The organism is Paracoccus onchidii (assembly GCF_028294535.1).
Classification (GTDB): Bacteria; Pseudomonadota; Alphaproteobacteria; order Rhodobacterales; family Rhodobacteraceae; genus Paracoccus; species Paracoccus onchidii.
The window spans coordinates 163,033-180,193 of sequence record NZ_JAQBIE010000009.1; the positions used below are offsets into that span (position 1 = coordinate 163,033).

Below are 17,161 nucleotides of genomic sequence, written 5' to 3' on the forward strand. Positions count from 1 at the left end.
TGGCGGCGGTGGCCGGGACAACAGATGAACAGCACGATAAAACTTGCGGTCGGCAGCATCCTGATCGGCCTGATCGTTCTGGCGCTCAAGCTTGTTGCCTGGCGGCTGACCGATTCCGTGGCATTGTTGTCGGATGCCTTGGAAAGCACGGTGAATGTCGCCACTGCAATCGCCGTGCTGATTGCCATTCGCGTGGCGGCGCGCCCCGCAGATGCGGGCCATCCCTATGGCCATCACAAGGCAGAATTTTTCAGCGCAGTCCTGGAAGGCGTGATGATCATCCTCGCCGCGCTTTTGATCATGCGCGAAGCGTTTCGGGGGTTCATGTCGCCGCCGGCGCTGGATGCGCCACTAACGGGCCTTGCCATCAATGCATTGGCGGGGGCGATCAACGGCGTCTGGTGCTGGGTGCTGATTTCACGCGGGCGGGCGCTGTCCTCACCCGCTCTGCTGGCCGACGGGCGCCATCTGCTGACCGATGTGGTGTCATCGGCCGGGGTTCTTGTCGGGGTCGGCCTTGCCGGGCTGACCGGCTGGGCGATACTGGATCCGCTGCTGGCCGCGATCATCGGACTGCATATCCTGTGGTCGGGCTGGAAGGTCATCGCCAGTTCGCTAAGCGGGCTGATGGACGAGGCCGTTCCAGACGACATCCTGTCGCAAATTCGCCAGATCATCTCCGATCGGGCCTCTGGCGCGATCGAGGCCCATGACCTGCGCACCCGCCATGCCGGAAAAGTCACTTTCATCGACTTTCATCTGGTCGTGGATGGTGGCATCTCGGTCGATGCCGCGCATGAGATCTGCGACCGGATCGAGACGTCACTGCTTGAACTTTTGCCCGAAGCCGAGATCACGATCCATGTCGAGCCGGATCACAAGGCCAAGCATACCGGCGTGATGGTGATATAGGGCGCGCCTGACGCGCGCCCCGCCGCGTGATCAGAACAGACCGCGCGCGCCATCTTTCCACAGTGATTTCAGGACCACGACCTTGGCACCTGATTGCACGCGTTCATACAGGTCGATCGCGTCCTGATCCAACAGGCGGATACATCCCGACGACACCGCCTGACCCAGATACTGCGGCTCGCAAGCGCCGTGAATGCGATACAATGTGTCCTGACCATTCTGGAACAGATACAAGGCGCGCGCGCCAAGCGGGTTGCCCGGTCCAGGATCCATCCCGCCATTGGCAATGGAATAGGGTTCCAGATCGGGACGCCGCGCCACCATTTCATCCGGAGGCGTCCAGCGCGGCCATTCCCGTTTGTATTGCATGACCGCATCGCCATCCCAACCAAACCCCGCCGCGCCGACGCCGACGCCGTAACGCAAGGCACGCCCCTCTTCCTGGATCAGGTGCAACAATGCCCGGTCGGGATCGACCACCACCGTGCCCGGCGCCTGATTGGGAAACGGATTCGTAACCTCTTGGCGCAACAACTCTGGCGGCACCACGCCCTCGGGAACGGCCGGCACGGGATAAGGTTCGTCATTGATAGCCCCATAGCGGGCAGGCAACAGCGGAATCGCACGCCCGGGCAAGGGCTGCGGCTTGGGTTCGGATTTGGCGCATGCGGCCAGCGCGGCGGCAGAGGCCGCGGTCAGAAAAATGCGTCTGTTCATCTGTGATATTCCTGAATGGTCTGACAAGGGATTGGCCGCGTGAATGACGCGGCAGCGATTGTCAGACCTGCTTGGGCGGGTCAAGCATCGCAAGCGGGGTAATGCCCTTGCGAGGCGGTGTTTTCGCAGGCCAGATTCGCACCCCGGATGGCCCCGCCAATGACAATGGAACCGATGGCAACAGAACACTGTCAAACGGGCAGCTCGATCCCGCCACAGCCGTGCCGTGACAACGCCGCACGCCGAACAGTTTGGGCGTCACGACCTGCTCTGACACTTCATGCTGCGTCACCGAGGGCGACGGCGCCGCAAACCGGCCATGCCCGCCCGCATAGGCACCCCAGGGCAGGGCAAGGACCAGAACGGCCCATAACAGAAGGGTGCGCAAAAACATCATACCCCAGCTTGTCTCAAAAAATGGCGCCGGGGTCGATCATCGCCCCCATCACACCCTTTCACGAGGCCGTCAGCGCGCCCGGTCAGGCCGCAAGCCGAACCCAGACAGGCACATGGTCGCTTGGCTTGTCGCCGGCCCGCGCGTCCCGATCAACCCCGGTTTCCACCATCAGGTCCGCTGCCTGTGGCGACAACAGCAGATGGTCGATGCGAATGCCGTCATCCCGGTTCCACGCCCCCGCCTGATAATCCCAGAAGGTGAACGGCCCACGCTGCGCCCACGGTTCCCGGATACGTATGGCATCCGTCCAGCCCTGCCACTGAATTGCGCGCAGCGCAGCGCGGCTTTGAGGCAGGAACAGGGCATCATCGACCCATTTTTCCGGTTTTGCCGCATCACGCGCCTCGGGGATGACGTTATAATCCCCCAGCATGACCACCGGCATTTCAAGGTCCAGCAATTCGGCGGCACGTTTGCGCAGACGCTCCATCCACGCCAGTTTGTAATCATATTTCGGGCCGGGCACGGGGTTTCCATTGGGCAGATACAGTCCTGCAAGCCGGACGGCCTGATCCCCCATGACCGTCGCCTCGATATAGCGGGCCTGTTCGTCGCTGTCATCGCCGGGCAGGCCGCGCGACACATCCTCGAGCGGCAGGCGCGACAAGATGGCGACGCCGTTGAAACCCTTTTGCCCATGGGTTTCGACATTCCAGCCAAGATCGGAAAAATGATCCCTAGGGAAACCTTCATCCACGGATTTGATTTCCTGCAGCACCACGACATCGACATCGGCACCGGCCAACCAGCTTGTCAGCGCCTCGATCCGGGCCTTGATTCCATTGATGTTGAAGCTGGCAATCTTCATGTCGTCCCCTTGCTCACGCCCTTCGCGACCTCGCGCCGGCTCCACGACCGGTTCAACCAGTTCCGCGCCGGCTTTTCAATCAGATGATAGCTGAGGGAGGAAGCTGCCAGAATGATCACGAACACGATCACCGCATGCCATGACAGCGGAATCAGGTCATAAAAACCGAAAACCCGCGGTCCCGCTTGTGAATAGATCAGCAATATCAGCGTATGGACCATATAGGTCGAATAGGAAATCTCGCCCAGATAAACCAGAACACCCATTCCGGGCATACGCCCAAGCGGCCCCGACAGGCGGGCAGCAGCCAGAATGAGTCCCGCGAACAATGGCAGCAAGGCATATCCGGCATCCGCATCCTGCATCACGACCGACAAGCCAGCAACCGAAAGCACGCCGATCGCGACCGCCCCCCTGATCCCGACCCGATCCGCCGCAAGCCGCGCCAGAACGCCCAAGGCAAAACTGGGCAGGATGCGCAGCGCCCCGAAATCCCATGTCGGATGCATGAAGCCCGTATACCCTTCGGCGCGCGCAACCACATGCCCGAGAATGGCAGTCAAGATCAGCGCCACAAGCCAGAACCCCCAACGCAACCGGCCGCCAGCCACCGAAATCAGCAATCCGAACAACAGATAGGCCGTCATCTCGGCCGATACCGACCAAGACACCCCGTTCAACAACAAGCCATCGGTTATATGCCAGGACTGGACCAGAAATACCGACGCGATCACATCGCGAAAGGTCAGCTCGCGTTCCAAGGTTATTCCCGCCTGCGCAAGTCCGATAAGAAAGACCAGCCAGACGACCAGCAGCACGAAATGCAGCGGATAGACCCGCGCGAACCGGCGCCACATGAATGTCGGAAAGTCGAAATTGCTCGCAGCCCTGCCCCGCCCGTACACGTGATAGATCACGAATCCCGACAGCACGAAGAACAGGTCAACGCCACGCGCACCCGATCCCGCGACGCGCCAGATGCCCGAATCCGGCAAGCCAATCCAGCTCCAGAAATGGAAGGCGAAAACCCAGAAAGCCGCGAAAAAGCGGATGGCTGTCAAAACCGGTAAATCGCCAGATAGCGGGGGCGGAAATGGGCCAGAGCCAAGCCCGGCATAGGGCGTCACAACGCGTCTCATCAAACAAAACCAGAAAATCACTAACTATCGTGACGAGGATAGCGCAATTTTTCCGGCTTCGCGATAGCGCTTGCTTTCGGCGCGTGGATTTTCGGCCGTCAGATCGAAAACGACGTCCCGCAACCGCAGCTTGACGAGGCATTCGGATTGTCGATCACAAAGCGTGCGCCAATCAATTCATCGGTGAAATCGATGACTGCGCCAGCCAGATAGGGCAACGAAACCGGATCAACGACGACCTTCTGGCCATCCTGCTCCAGAATCAGATCATCCTCGGCGGCATCGTCCAGACGGATCTCGTACTGGAACCCGGAACAACCTCCGCCCGCCACGGCAACCCGCAAGGGGCGGATGTTGGCGTCGTCATTGATTTCGGCAAGGCGCTGAAAGGCGCGCTCGGTCACTTTCGGTGGCAGGTTCATGGGGCGTTCCCGTTTTCGTCCGTTACCGCAGAATATAGGGTTCGCAAGCATCACTCGCAAGGAAGGCCCTGCATCGTGTCCATCGCGCCCTATGCCTGCCACCCCGAAGACAGCCGCGGCCGTCTTTGGTCCGAACGCATGTCCACGTTCAGATCACCCTGGCAACGCGACCGGGACCGGATCATCCATTCCTCGGCCTTCCGCCGCCTGAAGCACAAGACACAGGTTTTTGTCGAACATGATGGCGATGCCTATCGCGGTGACTATTTCAGAACCCGCCTGACCCACACGATCGAGGTCGCGCAGGTCGCGCGCACGATCGCGGGGGCCCTGGGGCTGAACACCGATCTGGCGGAAACGGTCGCCCTGGCCCATGATCTGGGGCATCCGCCCTTCGGCCATACCGGCGAAGACGCGCTGGCCGAACTGATGGCCCCCTATGGCGGCTTTGATCACAATGCACAGGCCTTGCGGATCGTGACGCGGCTGGAACGCCATTATGCCGATTTCGACGGCCTGAACCTGACATGGGAAGCACTGGAAGGTATCGCCAAGCATAATGGACCGGTCACCGGCGACCTGCCCTATGCCCTGGCCGAGGTGAATGCCGATTGGGATCTGGAACTGCATACCAATGCCAGCGCCGAGGCGCAGGTGGCGGCAGTCGCGGATGACGTGGCCTATAACCACCATGACCTGCATGACGGGCTGCGGGCCGATCTGTTCACCGAGGACGAGCTTTCCGAATTGCCGGTCATCGGCGCCGCATTCGCCGAGGTCGACAAGCTGCATCCCGGCCTGAACAGGATGCGCCGCCGGCACGAGGCGTTGCGCCGCGTGTTCGGGGTGATGGTCGAAGATGTCATCCATGTCGCACAAAACCGTCTGGCCGCGCTGCAACCGACATCGGTTCAGGAAATCAGGGATATGGAGGGCCCGATCATTCGCTTTTCCAAGCCGCTCTATCAAAACATCAAGGCCATCAAGTCGTTCCTGTTCACCCGCATGTATCGCGCGCCGTCAGTGGTGGATGAGCGGGTGCGCGTGACGAATATCGTGAACCGGATGTTCCCCTTGTTCCTGAATGACCCCGCGCAATTGCCGGAAGGATGGCGCGCGGCCGCCGAACTCGCCACGGATGACATCCAGCGCGCGCGGGTCGTGCTGGATTACGTCGCGGGCATGACCGATCGCTACGCCATCTCGGAAGACCAGCGCCTGTTTCCGCGCTAGGATCGCAGGCGCGGCAGGCGAACCTTTGGCCATCCGCTGCGTTGGTCCCCTGAACGACTACAGGAGGATCACATGATTACGCGCACAGGCATGGCAAAATGGAAAGGCGGATTGAAGGACGGCAATGGCACCGTCGCGACGGCATCGGGCGCTTTGCGCGACCTGCCCTATGGGTTCAACACCCGTTTCGAAGACAAGGCCGGCACAAACCCGGAGGAACTGGTCGGAGCGGCCCATGCGTCCTGTTTCTCGATGGCGCTGGCCATGATGCTAGAACAGGACGGCATTCAAAATGTCACCATCGACACACGTTCAGCGATTACATTGGATCAGGACGGCGAAGGTTTTGCCGTCAAAACAGCGCATCTGACGACGCATATCAAGGCCGATGCCGATGAGGACAAGATCCGTGCAATCGCGAAACAGGCCAAGGCTGGTTGCCCGATTTCGAAGCTGTTGAACGCAGAAGTCACGCTTGATGTCAGTGTCGCCTAGGTCCGGCAGGCCAGGCTTGCAGATGCAGGCCTGGCCATGACCAGATCCGCTTAGATCATCATTTCCTTGGTCGCCGACAGCTTCAGACTGGGATGATCACGCTCGATACGGTCGATATCCCACTGCAATCGCGTCAAATAGACCAGATCACCATCATGATCCTGCGCCATGTGCCCCTTGTTGGTGGCCGCGAAGGATTCGACATCGTCCTTGGGGCCGGTCACCCACCGGGCGCTGGTGAACTGCGATCCCTCGAATCGAACGGGGATGCCGTATTCCAGCTGGATCCGGCTGGCCAGAACCTCGAACTGCAATGCGCCGACCACACCGACGATAAAGCCAGAGCCGATAACAGGTTTGAAAACCTTTGCCGCGCCTTCTTCGGCGAATTGCATCAATGCCTTTTCCAGATGCTTGGCCTTCATCGGATCGGTTGCACGGACCGATTGCAGCAACTCCGGCGCAAAGGACGGAATGCCGGTGAAACGCAGCGCCTCGCCTTCGGTCAGGGCATCGCCGATTCGCAGCTGGCCATGATTGGGAATACCGATGATGTCCCCGGCCCAAGCCTCTTCGGCCAGTTCACGATCGGCCGCGAGGAACAGGACAGGATTGCTGACCGCCATCGGTTTCTTTGAACGCACATGGGTCAGTTTCATCCCGCGCGAGAAATGCCCGCTGGCCAGCCGCATGAATGCAACCCGGTCGCGGTGCTTGGGGTCCATATTGGCCTGCACCTTGAAGACAAAGCCTGTCACGGGCTTTTCCTCGGGCGCAATCTCGCGGCTGGCAGAGTTCTGGGGCTGCGGCGCGGGACCATAGTTGCGAATGCCATTCATCAATTCGCGCACGCCAAAGCTGTTGATGGCGCTGCCGAACCAGATCGGTGTCAGATGCCCTTCAAGGAAGGACTGCCGGTCAAAGGATGGCAGCAGCTCTCGTGCCATTTCAACCTCTTCGCGCAGCGTCTCCAACAGGTGTTCAGGGACATTCTCCGCCAGCCGGGGATCGTCCAACCCTTCGATCGCGATGGATTGGGCCACCTTGTTGCGATCGGCCCGATCCATCAGATCCAGCCGGTCGTTCAGCATGTCATAGCAGCCCACGAAATCCCGTCCGACGCCGATCGGCCAGCTGACAGGCGCCACGTCAATGGCCAGATTTTCCTGAATCTCGTCGATGATCTCGAATGTATCGCGGCTTTCGCGGTCCATCTTGTTACAGAAGGTCAGGATCGGCAGATCACGCAAGCGACACACTTCGAACAGCTTGCGGGTCTGGGATTCGACACCCTTTGCCCCATCGATGACCATGATCGCCGCGTCCACTGCGGTCAGGGTGCGATAGGTATCTTCAGAAAAATCGCTGTGACCGGGTGTGTCGACCAGATTGAAGCGGTGCCCGTCATAGTCGAACGACATGGCCGAGGCCGACACCGAAATCCCGCGATCCTGTTCCATCTTCATGAAGTCCGACCGCGTGCGCCGCGCCTCGCCCTTGGCACGGACCTGACCGGCCATCTGGATGGCACCACCGTAAAGCAGAAACTTTTCGGTCAGGGTCGTCTTGCCGGCATCGGGATGCGAGATGATCGCAAAGGTGCGGCGGCGGGCGATTTCGGGCGGAAGTTCGGGGCGGTTGCTCATGCTGGCGATGTAGCGTGACAGCAACGATTGCGCAATTGCCCAGGAAGGTTCATGATGAGGTATATTTGCGATGATTAAGTCTGCACATATATTGAAATCTCACGACTAAATTACAATTTGATCCGGTTTTCCACCGCTTGGAGTTGATTTTTTTGGCAAACGGACGATTATCTAACTGTAGAATATCAGCAGCGGAAAATTGCCAAGACCGAGCCCGCGTTTCAAATTCCAAGTCCGAAATGAACGAGTATCGATGCCATTTGACGCCTCTTATGAACAATTGATGCGCCTGCTGGCCACCCGTGGGCTGGAATGGCTACGCCAACAGGTCCTTGCCTTGCCTGATCCGGTGCCAGACGACCACCCGTCCGTGGCACAGCTTGCGCTGATGTCGCGCATTGCACCGGTTCTGTCCGGGCTGCGCGGGCATGTATCACCCCTTGAGGATATTGTCTCACGCCGCCTGACCTCGCAATTGGTGCAACGGGCAGCAAACCGCTATCTTTCCGGGGACACGGATCGCGCCACCGTCAGCTGCGTGCTGGGGGGGCGTATCGTTGCGGGCGACGACCCGATCTGGCAATTGGCGGTCCATGCGATTGCCGCAGGCAGCGGGGCGTCCCCGGTTGACCGGCTCGCTGCGGGGGCGACTGCGGATGGCGCCCTGCTGGCGACGATCGAAGCCGATCTTTGCCATCCGATCCCGAATGAAACCCTGACAGACGCCAAGATCGACAGCTTTGCGTTTCAGGTCATGCAGCTTTATCAATTCGGCGCCACGCGACCGAAATTCAGCAATCCGCGAGTTTACGGCAACGTATTTACCAAGCTGGTTGCAAGCGGCGAATGGGCAATGCGCAACGGTCGGCTGACCTCGATGTGCCAAATCGCCTATTGCCTGCGTCTTATTGATCCGGACCACGATATATCCGATCTGATTGCCGACATAATTTCGCATCAGCGCCCCGATGGCTCGTTCCCGCGCAGTTCAGGCTATTCCACACAGGATCAGGATCTGGCGACCGGAACCTGGCCAACGCTGATGGCGCTGGCGGTGTTGAATTTCACCGCCTGGCAGAAATGGCGTGGCCCCCGCCCCGATCATTCCACGATCCGTCCCTTCACGACCAGCCGGAACAGCTACGCGGCGGCAATCGCCCCTCTGGGCAAGGAATGGGCAGCAAAAGCAAATACCGGCCTGCGCCTGAAACTGGCCTGCGGGCTGACACGCGCCACCGGCGAGAACTGGTTTTCACGCTTGGGTCTGAAAGGGCTTGCCCCGAACCGAACCCAGATCCTGTCAATTGCGACCCAATTATTCGGCGATGTCTTTGCGGCGCGCAATGCGCGTGACACGCTGCAACTGCACCGGCATTGGCCTGCGGATCTGGAAGCCGGCGAAGATGCGGCCATTCTGCGCTGGTTGCGCGGCGCGCCCGTGATGCTGGCACAGGACGATAGGCAACCCGCCCAATGCCCAACCCGATCAACGGTGGGTGATGATGATTTTGACCGCATGTGCCTTAGCCATGCGAAGCTTGCCACAACCATTCCAGACGCCGCGTTGAAGGCAGAAGGATTGCGCCATGCCTGGCAGGCGCTTGTCCTGATGGAGCAAGATGACGGGCCGCATCTGCATGACGCCATCGACCAGCTGGAACGTCTGAACCGTCTGGTCCAGATCTTCGAATCAGAAGCGCCGCTTTCTGCGGCGGCCTAAACGTTCAGAACAGCCCCTTGACCTGCCCGTGATGATCCAGGCCGATCTGTTCTGCCGCCGGGGAACGCGGAAGCCCCGGCATCGTCATGATTTCGCCGCAGATCGCGACGATGAACCCAGCCCCGGCATTCAGCCTGACTTCGCGAACCGGCACGATATGCCCATCCGGCGCGCCGAAACGGGTCGGGTCGGTCGAAAAGGAATACTGTGTCTTCGCGATGCAGACCGGCATATGCCCATGCCCCGCAGCCTCCCATGCCTGTAGCTGCGCAAGAACACCCGGCGCCGCCTCAACGCGTGCGGCGCGATAGATCCGGCCACAGATCGTTTCGATCTTTTCCCAAAGCGGGGCAGAGTCCGGATAGAGCGGCGCAAAGCGGGCGGCGCCACCTTCGGCCAGCGAAACGACTTCGCGGGCCAGATCTGCTGCCCCTTCACCACCCTGGGCCCAGTGACGGGCAACCACCATCTTGATGCCATGTTTCGCACAAAAATCAGAGACCACCGACAATTCGGAATCACGATCCCCGTCGAAATGGTTCAGCGCCACGACAACAGGAAGATTGAAGCTGCGCAAGTTCTCGATGTGCCGCCCAAGATTTGCGCAACCGCGCGTCACCGCACCGGGATCTTCCTGCGCCAGATCGGCCTTGGCCACGCCACCATTCATTTTCAGCGCGCGAATGGTCGCGACCAGCACCACCGCAGCCGGCGACAAACCCGCCAGTCGGCATTTGATATCGAAAAACTTCTCGGCGCCGAGATCGGCGCCAAACCCGGCCTCGGTCACCACATAATCCGAGGTCGCAAGCGCAGTGCGCGTCGCCATGACGCTGTTGCAGCCATGGGCGATATTCGCAAACGGACCTCCATGCACAAGCGCCGGGTTGTTTTCCAGAGTCTGCACCAGATTCGGCTGCAATGCGTCCTTCAGAAGAACCGTCATGGCACCATGCGCATCCAGATCGGCCGCGGTGACAGGCCGGCGATCCAGATCATAACCGATCACGATCCGGCCCAACCGTTGTTCTAGATCATCAAGATCCTGCGCCAGACAGAGGATTGCCATCACCTCAGAGGCGACGGTGATGTCGAACCCGGTCTGGCGGGTAAAGCCGTTTGCAACGCCGCCCAGCCCGATCGCAACATCGCGCAGCGCCCGATCATTCATATCCATGACCCGCCGCCATGTAATGCGGCGACTGTCGATCCGGAGCCGGTTCCCCCAATACATGTGATTGTCGATCATCGCGGCCAGCAGGTTATGGGCGGATGTGATCGCATGAAAATCGCCGGTGAAATGGAGGTTCATGTCCTCCATCGGCACGATCTGCGCGCGCCCCCCACCTGCGGCCCCACCCTTCATGCCGAAATTGGGACCAAGGCTGGCTTCGCGTATACAGATCGTGGCGCGCTTGCCTATGCGGTTCAACCCGTCACCCAGGCCAACCGTGGTTGTGGTCTTGCCTTCGCCCGCCGGGGTCGGGCTGATCGCAGTGACAAGGATCAGCCGTCCGGCAGGCTGTGCGGCAACCCGCGCCACCGCATCATGAGAGATTTTCGCCTTGTCATGCCCATAGGGCAGAACGTCATGCGCACCCAACCCCAGCCGCTCTGCAATTTCGGAAATCGGGCGTTTCTTCGCCTGCCGCGCAATCTCGATATCGGTGATCATTCAGTTCCAGCCTGTTATCCGCGCGGCAATGGTACAAGACACTGCCGCGCGATGCCGCGTTAGCGCACGATCATGACGGACACCGGCGAATGCCGCGTGACCGAATGCGCATGGCTGCTGACCAATATGCTGCGCAACTCGTCAGGTTTGTGACTGGCCATGACGATCGCATCAACCCCCAGATCGGCGGCATGTTTGAGGATCGTTTCAGAGACATGGCCATGCCCGACATGAACATGGGCACTGGCATCGCCGGGCAACTCTTGCTCGACGAATTTTGTCAGGGCATCCTGCATTTCCTGCAAGGCCTTCTTTTCGAACCCTTTGGGCAGAAACGTGGCCACCAGAGAACTGCCGATATCGGGCACAATGCCCAGGATATGCAGCTCTCCTCCGGTTCCCAGCAGCGCACGCGCTTGCGGCAGCGCCTTTTGCCAACTTGCCTCATGTTGCAAATCGATCGGCAGCAGAACTTTCTCAAGCATGGCTCAGACCCTCTTTCCTGTGGGTGGCCGAACCCTGCCCGGGTCCGGCGCGCCGCCGCTGCATCCAGACAACAAATGCCAGAACCAGCAGCGCGGGAATATAGATCCAGTACTTGGATGGTGCCGGTGCTGGTGCGCGCACAAGCAGGACCTCTTGATCCCAATCCAGGCCGGCGGCCTTGGCCGGGCTGTCGAAGGCAACATTGTCGATAATGACCTGTTCACCATTCTGGATCGTATCGATTCCCAGAGCGGCCAGCCGATCGGCACCGGTATCGCCCGCAGGCACTTCGAGCAGCGCCGAGAATTCGATCGGGTCGCCCAGATCATCCAGCCCCGCGATACGCAGCCGCAATGGTGCACCCGGCTCGGATTCTTCAAGCGCCTGCTCGAACTGGGCGGGGGGCATATCGTTATAGGGCGGATAGATCATATCCATGAAGAACCCCGGCCGGAAAATCGCAAAAGCCACGCCAAGCAACAGCACCGTTTCCCAGATCTTGTTGCGCGTGATGAACCACCCTTGCGTCGCCGCAGCAAACAGCAACATCGCAAGCGTCGCGGTCACGAACACAAAGATCCCGTGCAGCCAATCCACATTTATCAACAACAGATCCGTGTTGAAAATGAACAGGAAGGGCAGCGCGGCGGTGCGCAGGCTATAGAAGAAGGCCACGACACCGGTGCGGATCGGATCTCCGCCCGAAACTGCGGCCGCCGCGAATGACGCCAACCCGACGGGGGGGGTCACATCGGCCATGATCCCGAAATAGAACACGAACAGATGCACGGCAATCAGCGGAACGATCAGGCCGTTCTGCTGCCCCAGCGTCACGATCACCGGCGCCAGCAAGGCTGAAACGACGATATAGTTGGCCGTCGTCGGCAGCCCCATCCCAAGGATCAGCGACAAGACCGCCGTCAGCAACAGGATCGCCATCAGGTTGCCGCCGGACAGAACCTCGACCACATCCGCCAGGGCCGAACCAACGCCGGTTTGGCTGACGGCACCGACGATAATACCCGCAGTTGCCGTCGCGATGCCGATACCGATCATGTTGCGCGCGCCCGAGATCAGGCCGTCCACCAGGTCATCGACACCGGACCGCATCGCGGCTGCGGTCGAACTGTTGCCCGTGCGATCCATGCCACGCATCATCACCATCAACGGGCGCTGGGTCAGCAGGATGAAGATCATGTAGGCGGTCGCCCAGAAGGCCGACAGGCCAGGCGACAGGCGGTCCACCATCAGCGCCCAGACCAGCACGATCACCGGCAGCAGGAAGTGCAGGCCGGAACGCACGGTCGGCCCGGGCAGCGGCAATACCGTCACCGGCTCGTTCGGGTCATCCAGTTTCAGGGGTTCCTCGCGGGACGCAACCCACAGCAGCGCGACATACGCAGCCGTCAGCAGCCCAAAGACGATATAGGGCGCAGCGGAACCAAAGGTCGGACGAATCCAGCCCATGCCGTAATATACCAGCATCGACAGCGCACAGATCGCGGCAACCATGAAGGCCGAGGTGATCAGGCGGCGCATCAGCGGGCCGGGTTCATAGGCGCGCGGCAAGCCCTGCATATTCGCCTTCATCGCCTCTAGATGGACGATATAGACCAGCGCGATATAGCTGATCGACGCGGGCACGAAGGCGTGCTTCACCACGTCGAAGTAAGGAATGCCGACATATTCCACCATCAGAAAGGCCGCGGCCCCCATCACGGGGGGCATGATCTGGCCGTTGACCGAGGATGCGACCTCGACCGCGCCGGCCTTTTCGGAATTGAACCCGACCTTCTTCATCAGCGGAATCGTGAAGGTTCCGGTCGTCACCACATTGGCAATCGACGACCCCGAGATCAGGCCGGTCATCGCCGAGCTGACGACGGCGGCCTTGGCCGGACCGCCCCGCATGTGCCCCATCAGCGAGAATGCGACCTGAATGAAGTAATTGCCTGCACCGGCCTTGTCCAGCAATGCGCCAAACAGCACGAACAGGAAGACAAAGCTGGTGGACACACCCAGCGCGATACCAAAGACACCCTCGGTCGTTATCCATTGATGGTTCACGACTTCGGCCAGCGAATTACCCTTATGTGCAATGATGCCCGGCATATAGGGGCCAAGGAAAGTATAGACCAGAAAGACGCTGGCCACGATCATCAGCGCCGGCCCAAGGCTGCGCCGCGTTGCTTCCAGCAACAGCAGCAACCCGATAACCGAGATCACGTAATCCTGCATGATCGGCGCACCGACCCGCGTGCCGATATCGTCATAGAAAATATAAATATACAGTGACGCGGCCGCAGCGATCAGCGCCATCCCCCATTCCCAGGGGGGGACCCAGTTCTTGGGGCTGCCAAGCAGGATCGCTCCGATCACGGCGGCACCGATGATGGGGATCCACCAGACCGGCACCCCGGTCTTGGCGCCCATCATGAACATGACCGTCATCAGCGCAGGAATGGCGACGCCAAGGCCCAGCTGAAAAGGCGACCGTTCAGCCGGATAGGCCATATAGGCAAGGAACAACGCGAATGCGAGGTGGATCGAACGGGTTTCAGTATCGTTCAGGACGCCGAAACCAACCATGAACGGGATGGGCGATGCAATCCACAGCTGGAACAAGGACCAGCAAAGCGCGGTCACAAGGATGATCTTGCCCACCGCACCGGGCGGCGTACGCGCACCGGTGTCAGAAGAGGCAACAAGTTCGTCCAGCTCGGTCTGGGACAGATTGCCATGCCCTGCCCCGCCCATTTCAACTGCGCTGGCTTCGAACTGATCTTTGCCTGATTGCTTCTTTGCGTCGTCTTCGCTCATCGCGTCACCCCCTTGTTGATGGGTATTATCTTGTTCTTTCAAGAGCGAAGGGCGGCCACATGGGCCGCCCTTATCCAGCTGCCTTATTCGATCCAGCCTTGTTCCTTATAGTATTTCGCCGCGCCCGGATGCAGCGGCGCGCTGTTGCCTTCGGTCACCATGGCTTCCGGCTCGAGATTGGCAAAGGCGGGGTGCAGTCCCTTGAACCGGTCGAAATTGTCAAACACGGTCTTGACCACTTCGTAGACGGTATCTTCATCGGCGGCAGCCGAGGTCACGAAGGTGGCCTTCACACCGAAGGTTTCGACATCGTCGTCATTGCCGGCATACATGCCGCCGGGGATGGTTGCCTTGGCGTAATAGGGGTTGTCGGCGACCAGCTTGTCGATCGCTTCACCGGTCACGGGTACCAGACGCGCATCAACGGTCGAGGTGGCCTCCTGGATCGAACCGTTCGGATGGCCGACGGTATAGACGATCGCGTCAACCTTGTTGTCGCCCAGCGCCGCCGATTGCTCGGCCGGCTTCAGCTCGGATGCCAGCGAAAAATCGTCCATCGACCAGCCGATCGCATTCAGAACGACTTCCATCGTGCCGCGCTGACCCGATCCGGGGTTGCCGACATTGACGCGCTTGCCCTTGAGGTCTTCAAAGTTGCCGATTTCCGCATCGGCGCGGGCCACGACGGTAAAGGGCTCGGGGTGGACCGAGAACACGGCGCGCAGATCTTCAAAATGCTTGTCGCCTTCGAATTCCGGCACATCACCTTCATAGGCGTGATACTGCCAGTCGGACTGGGCCACGCCCATGGTCATGTCACCGGCCTGAATGGCGTTGATATTGGCAATCGAACCACCCGTCGAAGGCGCGGTACATTTGATGCCCGTTTCGGATGTCTTGCGGTTGACCAGACTACAGATCGACTGACCCACGACGTAGTAAACGCCGGTCTGGCCACCGGTGCCGATCGTGATGAAACGTTCCTCCTGGGCGGAAGCAGCGGTGGCCCCAAGGGCGAAAGCCGACGTCAACAGGATGGATTTAAGGGTACTCATGCAAGATTCTCCCATGTCTTTCAGGAATTGACATCACTGATATCCCGCAGCTTGCGGCGCGGGTTACACCTCACGGTAACGCGAATGCCTCTTTTGGCAATCCCTAAACCTCTCTATTCGCAATATTGCCTATAAGACAAAAACTTATACAAATTAGGTCCGCACCGAGCCAAACCGGCCCGGCGCCCGACCCGTATAAGAATCGCTTCGTTCAGGCCGTGGCTTCGGCTGCGCCGAGAACCTCCTGCATCGCGGCATCGAGACAATCGACCAGGATCGCGATTTCTTCATCCGTGATGATGAAGGGCGGAGCCAAAAGCACATGATCGCCGTGCTGCCCATCAATCGTGCCGGACATCGGATAGCAGATCAGCCCCTTGGCAAATGCTGCCTTTTTCAGCCTGGCCGCGATCTTGCGGTCCGGATCAAAAGGGGCCTTGCTGTCACGGTCGGCAACGATCTCGATACCGCGAAACAGCCCCCGCCCCCGGATATCGCCAACATTGGGATGCTGTCCGAAACGCGCCTCCAACGCGGTTTGCAGGACTTCGCCTTTCTGGCGGATCCGCGACAACAGATCACGATCCAGAATCGCGCTGACCACGGCAAGCCCCGCCGCCGTTGCAACCGGATGGCCGATATAGGTATGCCCGTGCTGAAAGAACCCGCTGCCCTGTGCGATCGCATCATAAACCGCGGCGCTGCACAGCATGGCGCCGATAGGCTGATAACCCGCGCCCAACCCTTTCGCGATGCACAGGATGTCAGGGTTTACACCGTCCTGTTCGCAGGCAAACAAGCTGCCGGTTCGGCCCATCCCGCACATGACTTCATCAAGGATCAGCAGGATCCCATATTCATCGCAGATCTCGCGGATACGCTGATAATACCCCGGTGCCGGGGCCAACGCCCCTGCAGTTGCACCCACGACCGGTTCGGCAATGAACGCCATCACCGTTTCGGGGCCGACACGTTCGATTTCCTCGCGCAGGGCCTCGGCGGCGCGGATACCGTATTCCTGTGGTGTTTCCCCTTCTTGGCGGTCACGATATTCATAGCAGGGATCGATATGGCTGACGTCCAGAAGCAGCGGCCCGAATTGCTGCCTGCGCCATTCGTTGCCCCCCGCCGACAGCGCGCCAATCGTATTCCCGTGATAACTTTGACGACGTGCGATCAGGCGTGATCTTTGGGGCTGCCCCTTCTCGACCCAATATTGCCGTGCCAGCTTGATCGCGGCTTCGGTGGCCTCTGAACCGCCGGACACGAAATAAACCCGATCCAGATCGCCGGGCGCATGGGCAATCAACAGATCGGCAAGCGCCTCGGCCGGTTCCGAGGTCAGAAACCCGGTATGGGCGAATGCCAGCTTGTCCAGCTGCGCCTTGACGGCCTCGGTCACCTGCCGGTCTCCGTGACCCAGACAGCTGACGGCCGCACCGCCCGATCCGTCAAGATAGCGACGGCCCTCGGAATCGATCAGCCAGACCCCTTCTCCGCCGACCGCAGTCGGCAATTGGGCGTGGCAGTGGCGGGGAAAAACATGCGACATAACGATTGTTCCTGAGTCGATAGA

Annotated in this window: 15 protein-coding genes; 4 read left to right on the top strand and 11 right to left on the bottom strand. The window is 60.1% G+C overall.

All coding sequences use genetic code 11. From position 1 onward, the window contains the following. Positions 1-24 precede the first annotated feature (24 nt). On the top strand, positions 25-912 hold the full coding sequence (locus PAF17_RS08745) for a cation diffusion facilitator family transporter (protein ID WP_271888714.1): 888 nt from the start codon (positions 25-27) through the stop codon (positions 910-912). Positions 913-942: 30 nt separating this feature from the next. Here the strand turns inward: PAF17_RS08745 and PAF17_RS08750 are convergent, their stop codons facing one another. From PAF17_RS08750 to erpA, 5 genes are all read right to left on the bottom strand, one after another. After that, positions 943-1,629, bottom strand: coding sequence for a L,D-transpeptidase (locus tag PAF17_RS08750; protein WP_271888715.1), 687 nt, complete (start codon positions 1,627-1,629; stop codon positions 943-945). Positions 1,630-1,690: 61 nt separating this feature from the next. Beyond that, a complete protein-coding gene (locus PAF17_RS08755) occupies positions 1,691-2,023 on the bottom strand; it encodes a hypothetical protein (protein ID WP_271888716.1) in 333 nt (110 codons plus the stop codon). An 85-nt stretch (positions 2,024-2,108) separates the two neighbouring features. Continuing rightward, the gene (gene xth / locus PAF17_RS08760) at positions 2,109-2,894 is read right to left on the bottom strand and encodes an exodeoxyribonuclease III (protein ID WP_271888717.1); all 786 of its coding nucleotides are present in this window, start codon (positions 2,892-2,894) and stop codon (positions 2,109-2,111) included. Then, positions 2,891-4,033, bottom strand: a complete 1,143-nt coding sequence (locus PAF17_RS08765) for an acyltransferase family protein (protein WP_271888718.1) — start codon at positions 4,031-4,033, stop codon at positions 2,891-2,893. The genes xth and PAF17_RS08765 overlap by 4 nt, the downstream gene beginning before the upstream one ends. Before the next feature lie 98 nt (positions 4,034-4,131). After that, on the bottom strand, positions 4,132-4,455 hold the full coding sequence (gene erpA, locus PAF17_RS08770; RefSeq protein ID WP_271888719.1) for an iron-sulfur cluster insertion protein ErpA: 324 nt from the start codon (positions 4,453-4,455) through the stop codon (positions 4,132-4,134). 81 nt (positions 4,456-4,536) lie between these two features. Between erpA and PAF17_RS08775 the strand changes: the two genes are divergently transcribed. After that, complete coding sequence (locus tag PAF17_RS08775; protein ID WP_271888749.1) at positions 4,537-5,688, top strand: deoxyguanosinetriphosphate triphosphohydrolase; 1,152 nt, start codon at positions 4,537-4,539, stop codon at positions 5,686-5,688. 72 nt (positions 5,689-5,760) lie between these two features. After that, positions 5,761-6,183 carry an OsmC family protein gene (locus tag PAF17_RS08780; protein WP_271888720.1) on the top strand — a complete coding sequence of 141 codons (423 nt, stop codon included), beginning with the start codon at positions 5,761-5,763 and terminating at the stop codon, positions 6,181-6,183. Between the two features lie 50 nt (positions 6,184-6,233). On the opposite strand, the gene PAF17_RS08785 is transcribed toward PAF17_RS08780, so the two are convergent. Further along, positions 6,234-7,829 carry a peptide chain release factor 3 gene (locus PAF17_RS08785; RefSeq protein WP_271888750.1) on the bottom strand — a complete coding sequence of 532 codons (1,596 nt, stop codon included), beginning with the start codon at positions 7,827-7,829 and terminating at the stop codon, positions 6,234-6,236. Between the two features lie 253 nt (positions 7,830-8,082). Between PAF17_RS08785 and PAF17_RS08790 the strand changes: the two genes are divergently transcribed. Continuing rightward, complete coding sequence (locus tag PAF17_RS08790; RefSeq protein WP_271888721.1) at positions 8,083-9,549, top strand: hypothetical protein; 1,467 nt, start codon at positions 8,083-8,085, stop codon at positions 9,547-9,549. A gap of 4 nt (positions 9,550-9,553) precedes the next feature. On the opposite strand, the gene PAF17_RS08795 is transcribed toward PAF17_RS08790, so the two are convergent. The 5 genes from PAF17_RS08795 to PAF17_RS08815 form a co-directional block, all read right to left on the bottom strand. After that, positions 9,554-11,224: a formate--tetrahydrofolate ligase gene (locus tag PAF17_RS08795; protein WP_271888722.1), complete on the bottom strand. Its 1,671-nt coding sequence runs from the start codon at positions 11,222-11,224 to the stop codon at positions 9,554-9,556. Positions 11,225-11,283: 59 nt separating this feature from the next. Then, positions 11,284-11,709 (bottom strand): universal stress protein, encoded by a 426-nt coding sequence (locus PAF17_RS08800; RefSeq protein WP_271888723.1) that lies wholly within the window; start codon positions 11,707-11,709, stop codon positions 11,284-11,286. Continuing rightward, entirely contained in the window at positions 11,702-14,530 is a 2,829-nt protein-coding gene (locus tag PAF17_RS08805; protein ID WP_271888724.1) for a TRAP transporter permease, read from the bottom strand. Before PAF17_RS08805 ends, PAF17_RS08800 begins: the two co-directional genes overlap by 8 nt. 83 nt (positions 14,531-14,613) lie before the next feature. Then, positions 14,614-15,585 carry a TAXI family TRAP transporter solute-binding subunit gene (locus PAF17_RS08810; protein WP_271888725.1) on the bottom strand — a complete coding sequence of 324 codons (972 nt, stop codon included), beginning with the start codon at positions 15,583-15,585 and terminating at the stop codon, positions 14,614-14,616. A 211-nt stretch (positions 15,586-15,796) separates the two neighbouring features. After that, complete coding sequence (locus tag PAF17_RS08815; protein WP_271888726.1) at positions 15,797-17,137, bottom strand: aspartate aminotransferase family protein; 1,341 nt, start codon at positions 17,135-17,137, stop codon at positions 15,797-15,799. Positions 17,138-17,161 lie beyond the last annotated feature (24 nt).